Source organism: Patulibacter defluvii (genome assembly GCF_034096925.1).
GTDB lineage: Bacteria > Actinomycetota > Thermoleophilia > Solirubrobacterales > Solirubrobacteraceae > Patulibacter > Patulibacter defluvii.
In genome coordinates, this window is the sequence record NZ_JAWZSQ010000028.1 from 48,334 (window position 1) to 57,115 (window position 8,782).

At 77.3% G+C, this 8,782-nt stretch carries 6 protein-coding genes; 3 read left to right on the plus strand and 3 right to left on the minus strand.

The features are described 5' to 3' along the window. Positions 1-11: 11 nt before the first annotated feature. Positions 12-617 (minus strand): anthranilate synthase component II, encoded by a 606-nt coding sequence (locus SH587_RS21620; RefSeq protein WP_320672733.1) that lies wholly within the window; start codon positions 615-617, stop codon positions 12-14. A gap of 58 nt (positions 618-675) precedes the next feature. On the opposite strand from SH587_RS21620, the gene SH587_RS21625 reads away from it, so the two are divergent. After that, positions 676-1,695 carry an iron-siderophore ABC transporter substrate-binding protein gene (locus SH587_RS21625; RefSeq protein ID WP_320672734.1) on the plus strand — a complete coding sequence of 340 codons (1,020 nt, stop codon included), beginning with the start codon at positions 676-678 and terminating at the stop codon, positions 1,693-1,695. Positions 1,696-1,701: 6 nt separating this feature from the next. Here SH587_RS21625 and trpE read toward each other — a convergent pair whose 3' ends face one another. Both trpE and hisIE read right to left on the minus strand, forming a co-directional pair. After that, positions 1,702-3,204, minus strand: coding sequence for an anthranilate synthase component I (gene trpE, locus SH587_RS21630; RefSeq protein WP_320672735.1), 1,503 nt, complete (start codon positions 3,202-3,204; stop codon positions 1,702-1,704). After that, the gene (hisIE, locus tag SH587_RS21635) at positions 3,188-3,853 is read right to left on the minus strand and encodes a bifunctional phosphoribosyl-AMP cyclohydrolase/phosphoribosyl-ATP diphosphatase HisIE (protein ID WP_320672736.1); all 666 of its coding nucleotides are present in this window, start codon (positions 3,851-3,853) and stop codon (positions 3,188-3,190) included. The genes trpE and hisIE overlap by 17 nt, the downstream gene beginning before the upstream one ends. Before the next feature lie 120 nt (positions 3,854-3,973). On the opposite strand from hisIE, the gene SH587_RS21640 reads away from it, so the two are divergent. Continuing rightward, positions 3,974-6,073: a hypothetical protein gene (locus SH587_RS21640; protein WP_320672737.1), complete on the plus strand. Its 2,100-nt coding sequence runs from the start codon at positions 3,974-3,976 to the stop codon at positions 6,071-6,073. 222 nt (positions 6,074-6,295) lie between these two features. Beyond that, a partial coding sequence (locus SH587_RS21645; RefSeq protein ID WP_320672738.1) for an ATP-binding protein occupies positions 6,296-8,782 on the plus strand: 2,487 nt, incomplete at its 3' end.

Below are 8,782 nucleotides of genomic sequence, written 5' to 3' on the forward strand. Positions count from 1 at the left end.
CCGCGAGCCCGTCAGGTGGCCAGGTTCGCGACGCGGCCCGGCGACTCGACGCCGTCGTGGAGGAACCGCTCCAGCATTCCCATCCCCTTCGGCGTCAGCACCGACTCCGGGTGGAACTGGACGCCCTCGGCGGGCAGCTCGCGGTGACGGACACCCTGGATCACACCGCCACCGCGGGCGCTGACGACGAAGCACTCCGGCAGCGCCGCCTCGTCGAGCACCAGCGAGTGGTAGCGGCCGACCTCGACCTCGTCGTCGAGCCCGCGGTATATCGAGCGGCCGTCGTGGCGGATCGTCGCCGTCTTGCCGTGGACCGGCTCGTGGCGGACGACGCGGCCGCCGAACGCCTGGCCGAGCGCCTGGTGGCCGAGGCAGACCCCGAGCAGCGGGATCCCCGCCTCGGGCACCCGGCGGACCGCCTCGAGCGAGATCCCGGCGTCGTCGGGCGTGCACGGCCCCGGTGAGACGACGACCCGGTCGGGTCGCCGCTCCAGCAGCTCGTCGACGGTCGCCTTGTCGTTGCGGACGACGTCGACCCTCGCTCCCAGCTCGCCCAGCTCCTGCACCAGGTTGTAGGTGAAGGAGTCGTAGTTGTCGATCACGAGGACGCTGGTCATGGGCGCGGTCGCCAACGGTAGCGGGCGGGGGGCGGTCGAGTTAGTTAGGGTGCCCTACATGATTCCCCCAGCGCTCCTCCGCCGGCTGCCGCTCGCGGCGGCCCTGACCGCGATCGGCCTGGCCGCCGCCGGCTGCGGCGGTGGCGACGACGACGCGACCACGACGACGGCCAAGGCCGCGGCCGGCTCCGGGTTCCCGGTCACGATCGAGCACCGCTACGGCAAGGCGGTGATCGACGCCGCGCCGCAGCGGGTGGTGGCGCTGTCGCACGGCTCCGGCGATCTCGACGCGCTGGTCGCGGTCGGGATCACCCCCGTCGGCACCAGCCGCGACGACCTCAACCCGAGCGGGATCCCGCCCTGGCTGACGGGCAAGGTCGATCCGAAGACGACCGAGCTGCTGCCCTTCTCCAGCGGCGTCAACTTCGAGAAGGTCGCGGCCCTGCGCCCCGACCTGATCAGCGCCACCGGCAACGCCGGCAGCGGCACCGACTTCGAGCGGCTGTCCGGGATCGCGCCGACGATCGCCTACCGCGACAGCTGGTTCCGCCAGACCTGGCAGGAGCAGACGCTGCTGGTCGGCCGCGCCGTCGGCCGCGAGCAGCGGGCCAAGCAGGCGGTCGCCCGGACCGAGGCGACGCTGCGCGACGTGCTCCGCCGCCACCCCGGCCTGAAGGGCAGGACCTTCACCCTCTCGTCGGGATTCGAACCCGGCAAGATCGTCACCATCCGCGACCCCAAGGAGGTCGTGGCCCGGCTCTTCGGCCAGATCGGCCTGCGGCTCGCCCCCGGCGCCCAGAAGGTGCCGAAGTTCAGCGCCGACAACGACGGCGGCGCCGTCAGCCTGGAGAACCTGGACGCGCTCGACGCCGACGTGATGATCGTCAGCTACGTCAACCCGCAGATCCAGCGCGCGACCGAGCGCAACCCGCTCTTCCGCCGGATCGCCGCCGTCCGCGAGGGCCGCTACCTGGCCGTCGACCAGGAGACGATCACCCAGCTGCGGGTCCCCTCGGTGCTCGGGATCCCGTGGGCGCTGAAGCGGATCGAGCCGGTCCTGGCCAAGGCCGCCGGCTGATCCCGCTCAGGCCCAGTCGGGCTGCTCGAGCGCCAGCTCGACGGCCCGGCGGATCGCCCGCGACTTGTTGACCGACTCCTCGTACTCGTAGTCCGGGCGGGCGTCGGCCACCGTGCCGCCGCCGGCCTGGACGTGCGCGACGCCGTCCTGGAAGACCGCCGTCCGGATGTGGATGCAGGAGTCGAGGTCGCCCGACCACGAGAGGTAGCCGACCGCGCCGCCGTAGCCGCCGCGCTTGACCGGCTCCAGCTCGTCGATGATCTGCATCGCCCGCACCTTCGGCGCGCCCGAGAGCGTGCCGGCGGGCAGCACCGACCGCAGCGCGTCGGTCGCCGAGACGTCGTCGCGGAGCGTGCCGGAGACGGCGCTGACGATGTGCAGCACGTGCGAGTAGGTCTCGACGACCATCAGCTCGTCGACCGTCACCGTGCCGTAGTCGCAGACCCGGCCGAGGTCGTTGCGGCTGAGGTCGACCAGCATCACGTGCTCGGCCCGCTCCTTCTCGTCCTCCAGCATCCCGGCCGCGAGCTCGGCGTCCTGCGCCGGGGTCGCGCCGCGCGGGCGGGTGCCGGCGATCGGCCGCATCGAGATCTCGCGCCCGCGGACGGTCACCAGCGGCTCGGGGCTCGCCCCCACCACCTGCCAGTCGCCGAAGTCGAGGTAGTACATGTAGGGCGACGGGTTCACCACCCGCAGCCCGCGGTAGACGCTGAACGGCTCGACGTCGAGCTCGGCGCTCCAGCGCTGCGACGGCACCACCTGGAAGGCGTCGCCGGCGTGGACGTACTCGATGATCCGCGCGACCATCGCCTCGAACTGCTCGCGCGTGTGGTTCGACGCCCACTCCGGGGCCGGCCGCGCGCCGCGCGCCGGCGGGGCCGCCGGGGCCGGGCCGGCGAGCACCTCGCGGAGGCCGACGATCCGCTCGACCGCCTCGGCGTAGCGCCGCTCCAGGTCGCCGTCGGCCTCGACGTGGACCGGGGCCAGCAGCGTGACCGTGTGCTGCAGGTGGTCGAAGACGACCATCGCGTCGGTCACCATCAGCGCCAGGTCCGGGGTCCCGAGCGGATCCGGGTTCGGCGCCGCCAGCGGCTCGACCGTCCGCACCAGGTCGTAGGCGAAGACCCCGACCGCGCCGCCGGCGAACGGCGGCAGCCCCTCGACCTGGGCCACCCGCCGGCGACCGACGGCGTCGCGGGCGATCGCGTACGGATCGCCCTCCTCGCCCAGCCGCCAGCTGATCGTACTGGCCGGGCGGACGCCGAGGAACGAGTAGCGCCCGACGCGGCCCTGGTCGGCGCTCTCGAGCAGGAAGGCCGGCTCGCCCGGGTGGGCGGCGCGCAGCTTCAGGAAGGCGGAGACGGCCGTCTCGGTGTCGTCGATCGTGCGCGCCAGCACCGGTACCACGTCGTGGTCGGCGGCCAGCGCGCGGACCTCGTCGAGGGTCGGCGCGATCCGCAGCCCGAGCGCCGCGGCCCGCTCCAGCGCCGACTCAGCCGCGGCGGGCACGGAGCACCTCGACGACGTCGGTCAGGGTCCGGTCGCGGCCGCGGATCAGGGCCAGCAGGTGGTAGAGGACGTCGGCCGCCTCGGAGTCGACCCGCTCGTCCGTCTCCTCGCGCGCGGCCCGGAAGACCTCCTCCGCCTCCTCCTCGACCTTGGCGCCGGCGAAGGCGCGGTCGGCCAGCAACTTGGCGGTGTAGGAGCCCGTCGGCGGGTCGGCGCGGCGGGCGGCCAGCACCCGCTCCAGGTCGGGCAGGACCTCGTGCGGGGCCAGCCGCTCGGGCGCGATCTCGGCCGGGCCGAGGCTGCCGTCGGCGGTCGTCGGGCGGTCGGGGGCGCCGAAGCAGGTGCGGGCGCCGGTGTGGCAGGCCGGGCCGGCTGGCTCGACCAGCGCCAGCACCGCGTCGCGGTCGCAGTCGAGCCGCAGGTCGCGGACCCACTGGACGTTGCCCGAGGTGGCGCCCTTGTGCCACAGCTCCCCGCGCGAGCGCGACCAGAGGTGCAGCTCGCCGGTCTCGCGGGTCCGCCGCAGCGCCTCGTCGTTGGCGTAGGCCAGGGTCAGCACCTCGCCGGTGCGCCAGTCCTGGATCACCACCGGCACCAGGCCGGCGTCGTCGAAGCGCACGGTGTCGGTCAGGTCCGGCAGCTCGGGCACGCCGGCGATTCTGGCAGGAAGACCGCCGGACGGGACGCTGGCGGTCGCCGGCGGGCGGGCGGTTCGGGCCCGGTCCGCGCAGGCGCGGCGATCGCGATCGACCGTCTAGCATGCCCGCCGATGCGGCCGGGAGCCTACGTCCGGCGGACGCTGCTCGCCGGCGCGCTCTCCGCCCTGCTCCTCGGCTGCGGCGGCGACCGCCCCGCCGCGCCGGCGCTGCCCACCACCGAACGCGCCGACGCCGGCGACCCGGCCGCCGACGCCGAGATCGTCGCCGACCGGGCGTTCGACGCCGCCGGCGTGGTCGCCGCCCAGCGGCTGGCCGCGGCCGACCCCGACGACGCCTGGGCGCTGCCGGACGCGGTCCTCGGCCCGATGGACCGGCTCTGGGACGGCCGCCGCGGCGCCTACGTCACGCCCGACGGGCGGATCAGCAGCCGGCTCAACGCCGAGATGCTGCGGATCCACGCCGCCGCCGCGCTGACCGACCACGACGGCCCCGCCCGCCGCGACGACCGGATCGCCGGCCTCGTCCGCTTCCTGACCGGGCCTGCCTACCTGGCGACGACCAAGGGGCTGCGGTTCGGCGGCTCGCGCCACAACACCGTCCACGCCCCCGGCTGGCGGCAGTCGGACGCGGCCACGATCAACCAGCACCCGAGCATCGACGCGACGGTCGCCCGCGCGCTGCGGGTGGCGTGGCTGGCCCGTGAGCGGGTCGCGCTGCCCGCCCGCGACGCCGCCGCGATCCGCACCACGGTGGTGGCGGTGGCGACCTCGGCCACCTTCCGCTCCCCCAGCCGGCTGCTGAACCAGATCAACTGGAACGCCGACCTCTACGGCGCCGCCGCGACCGTCGGCGGCGACCCGCGGCCGCTGCGCGAGGACTACCGCGAGCAGCTGGCGTGGTTCGCCGCCCACGCCCACGTGCCGGTCCACGCCGGCCGGACGCCGAACCTGAGCGCCGGCAACGGCTTCCACTACCGGCCCGACGTGCGGCCCTCGGACCCGGTCGACCGGACCGACACCGTCGAGTACGCCAACGTCGTGCTGGGGGCGCTGCGCTACTACGGCCAGGCGCTGCAGGCGGGCATGAAGCCGCTGCCGGCCGCCCAGCTGCGGATCCTGCGCGACTGGGCGACCCACACCGTCGACGCCGACTGGACGCCCTCCGGGTACCTGAACTGGGAGACCGGCAAGGGCCAGAGCCGGATCCACCTGCGCCAGTACTGGGCGCTGGCCCTCGACGGGGCGGTGATGGCGCTGCGCGGCGGCGGCGCGGTCACCGGCCGCCCCGACCGCGACGCCGACCTGCTGCTCGCGCGCGGGGTGCGGCTGTTCCGCCAGTGGGCGGGCGACGCCGGCACGATCCTGCTGCCCGCCACCACCTTCGGCTTCCGGTCGAGCTTCGAGAACGTCCGCAGCAACCGGCTGACGGCGACCGTCCGGCTGGCCTCGACGCTGGCCGACTGGGCCGCCGGCTGCGGCTGCGACGGGCGGCTGCCGGGCCCCGACCGGGCCGCGGCCCCGCTGCTGGTCGACCTCGACCCCGGCTTCGGCCGGCTGACCGTCAACGGCCCCCGCTACGCGACCGCGGTCGCCCCGCCGACCAGCGTCCCGACCGGCGGCGGCCTCGAGCCGGCCTGGATCCTGAACGCCGACGCGGCCCCGCTCGGCGCGCTCGGCGGCGGCGGCGAGGGCTCGCTGGGGCTGGCCCTGACCCGCGACGGCACGCCGCTGCTCGACACCCAGCCGGGCGAGCGCGAGCCGGACGCCGACCTTCGGCTGCGGCCGCTGCCGGGGCCGGACGCGCGCTTCGCCGGGGTCGTCCGCGGCGGCGCGGCGCGGGTCGCCGTCCGCCACCGCTTCACCCGCGACCGGATCGTCACCCGCTACGCGATCGTGCCCGGCGGCCGCGGCGTCGAGGCGGCCCTGCGGCTGCCCTCCAACGGCCGTCGCGGCACCGTCCGCTGCCGCCGGCTGGAGCGGGGCGGCAGCGACGTTCCCGGCTGCCCGCCCGGATCCGCCTACCTGGTCCACACCGCCGCCGGCGCGACGATGATCGCCGAGCTGCACGGCCTGCCGCGCGGCGCGACGGTCGCGCTCCGCCGCCCGCCGGCGCGGACGATGGTGCCGCGGCCCGGGATCCAGGCGACGATCCGCTTCCCGGTCCGCCGGCGGCTGGTCGTCGAGCGGGTGCTGCGACCGCTCGACCCGTGAGCCGGCGCCGGGGCCCATCGGTCGTCCCGGCGGCCGTCGCCCCGGCGACGACCGCCAGGACGCCCGGCCCCCCGGCCCCCGACGGCAGCGCGGCGTCGCCCACCTCGGCCCCCCGGGGCGCCCGCCGCGTGCGGAGGGCAGGATGGCGGGCGGCCGCTCGCCGGTCATCCGGGATATCCCTCACCGCGTCCCTCGTCTCCCTCACCAGCTACGCTCGTCGGCGTGGTCGACGGGGGTGGTGGTCCGCTGGTCGCGCGGGACGCGGAACGGGCCGCGACCCGCCGCGTGCTCGCGCCCGAGGGGCCGTGGGCGGTCCAGGTCGCCGGCCCGGCCGGGATCGGCAAGAGCCGGCTGCTGCGCGAGCTGGCGGCGGACGCCGTCGCCGAGGGCTGGCTGGTGCTCGACGGCCGCGCCGCCGAGTTCGAGGGCGAGGCCCCGTTCGGGATCGTCCGCCACGCCGTCGACGACTGGCTGGCGACGCTCGACCCGGCCGCGCGACGGGCGCTGGCCGGCGCCGACGGGCCCGAGCTCGCCGCCGCGCTGCCGAGCTTCGAGCGGCCCGGCGACGCGCCGCCGGCGACCCTCACCGAGGAGCGCCACCGCACCTACGCCGCGCTCCGGCGGCTGCTGGGCGCGATCGCCGAGCGCCAGCCGCTGCTGCTGGTGCTCGACGACCTCCACTGGGCCGACCCGGCCTCGGTCGAGCTGCTCGCCCACCTGCTGGCCCGGCCGCCGCGCGGCGCCGTGCGGCTGGCGGTCGGCCTGCGGCCGGCCCAGCTGCCGCCGCTGCTGGAGCGCGCGCTGGCCGCCGCGGTCCGCGAGCACGAGGCGCTGCGGCTGGACCTGCGGCCGCTCGACGCCGCCGAGAGCCGCGAGCTGCTCGGCGACGCGGTCCCGCGGGCGGTCGCCGACGACCTCCACCGCGAGAGCGGCGGCACGCCCTTCTTCCTGCTCGCGCTGGCCCGCGCCCACCGCCACGAGGGCCGCCAGCCGCTGGCTCCGGTCGAGGACGCCGCCAGCGTGCCGGCGGCGGTCCGGGCCGCGCTGGCCGGCGAGCTGGCCGCGCTGTCGCCGGCCGCGCGCGAGCTGCTGCGCGGCGCCGCCGTGGCCGGCGATCCCTGCGCGCTGCGGGTCGCCGCGCGGGCCGCCGACGTCGGCGAGGAGCGGGTCCCCGACCTGGCCGACGCGCTGATCGCCTCCGGCCTGCTGGCGCCGACCGCGAACCCCGGCCAGCTGGCCTTCCGCCACCCGATCGTGCGCGCGACGGTGCTGGCCGACGCCGGCGGCGGCTGGCTGACCGCCGCCCACGCCCGGGTCGCCGCCCACCTGGCCGCCCAGGGGGCCGACCTCGCCGCCCGCGCGCCGCACGTCGAGCGCTCGGCCGCGCCCGGCGACCGCCAGGCGATCGCGCTGCTGCGCGAGGCCGGCGACGCCAGCCGCCAGCGGGCCCCGGCGCTCGCCGCCCGCTGGTACGCGGCCGCCGCGGCGCTGCTGCCGGAGGACGAGGCCGACGCACCCGAGCGGATCGCGCTGCGGCTGGCCGAGGCCAGCGCGGCGACCGGCGCCGGCGAGCTGGAGCACGGCCGCGACGCGCTCGGGGCGGTGCTGGCGCTGCTGCCCGCGGGCGCGCCGGAGCGGGCCGCGGTCGCCGCCGGCTGCGCCGGGGTCGAGCACCTGCTGGGCCGCAACCGCGACGCCCGCGACCGCCTGACCGCCGCCCACGCCGCGGTCGAGCCGGAGTCCGAGGACGCGGTCGTGCTGGAGATCGAGCTGGCCGCCTGCGGCGCCTACGAGATGCGCCCGAGCGAGATGCACGACTGGGCGCGGCGGGCGCTGGCGCTGGCCGACCGGCTGCGGCTGCCGACGCTGGGCGCCGTCGCCGCGGGCCAGGTGACGCTGGCCCGCTACTTCCTCGGGCTGCCGACGGACGCCACGCTCGACGCCGCCCTCCAGCGGTTCGCGGCGCTCGACGACGGCGCGCTGGCCACCCGCCTCGACCTCGGGCTCTGGGTCGGCTGGTCGGCGGCGGTGCTGGAGCGGCCGTCGGCCTCGCTCGAGGTCGGCGCACGGGCGATCCGGGTCGCCCGCGACACCGGCCAGGGCGAGACGCTGCTGGTCACCCAGACCGCGATGACCTGGTCGCACCTGCGGCTGGGGCGGCTGGAGGAGGCCGAGGCGACGCTGGTCGAGGCGCTCGAGCGCGGCCGGCTGACGCCGCACCTGTTCCTCTCGGTCTCGTTCGGCCAGCTGGCGCTGCTGCGGCTCGCCCAGGGCCGTCGCGCCGAGGCGCTGCGGGCCGGCGACGAGGCGGTGCGGCTGGCGACCGGCGCCGACGCCGGGCTGCTGCCGGGGATGAGCGGCTTCTACGCCGCCGCGCCGCTGCTGGAGGCCGGCCGCCCGGCCGCCGCCCGCGACGTGCTGCTGGCGATGAGCGGCGGCGGCGTGCCGCTCCAGACCTCGCGCTCGGGCGACGTCCCCGCCTACGAGATCCTGACCCGCTGCGCGCTGGCCGAGGGCGACCTCGACGGCGCCGCCGACTGGGCCTCGCGGGCGGTTGCCGCCGCCCACGGCGGCGGGCTGGTGGCGGAGGACGCCCACGCCCAGCGGGTGCGATCCGGCGAAGGCGACCAGGTAGACCGCCACCAGGCCGAGCGCGACCGGCAGCCCGCGCTGGCGCATCCAGGCCAGCCCGCACCAGAGCGCGGCCGC

Excerpts from the sequence above, each read along its gene's own strand:
- SH587_RS21620 (WP_320672733.1), bottom strand. The coding sequence starts at position 617 with ATGACCAGCGTCCTCGTGATCGACAACTACGACTCCTTCACCTACAAC.
- SH587_RS21625 (WP_320672734.1), top strand. The coding sequence starts at position 676 with ATGATTCCCCCAGCGCTCCTCCGCCGGCTGCCGCTCGCGGCGGCCCTG.
- SH587_RS21640 (WP_320672737.1), top strand. The coding sequence starts at position 3,974 with ATGCGGCCGGGAGCCTACGTCCGGCGGACGCTGCTCGCCGGCGCGCTC.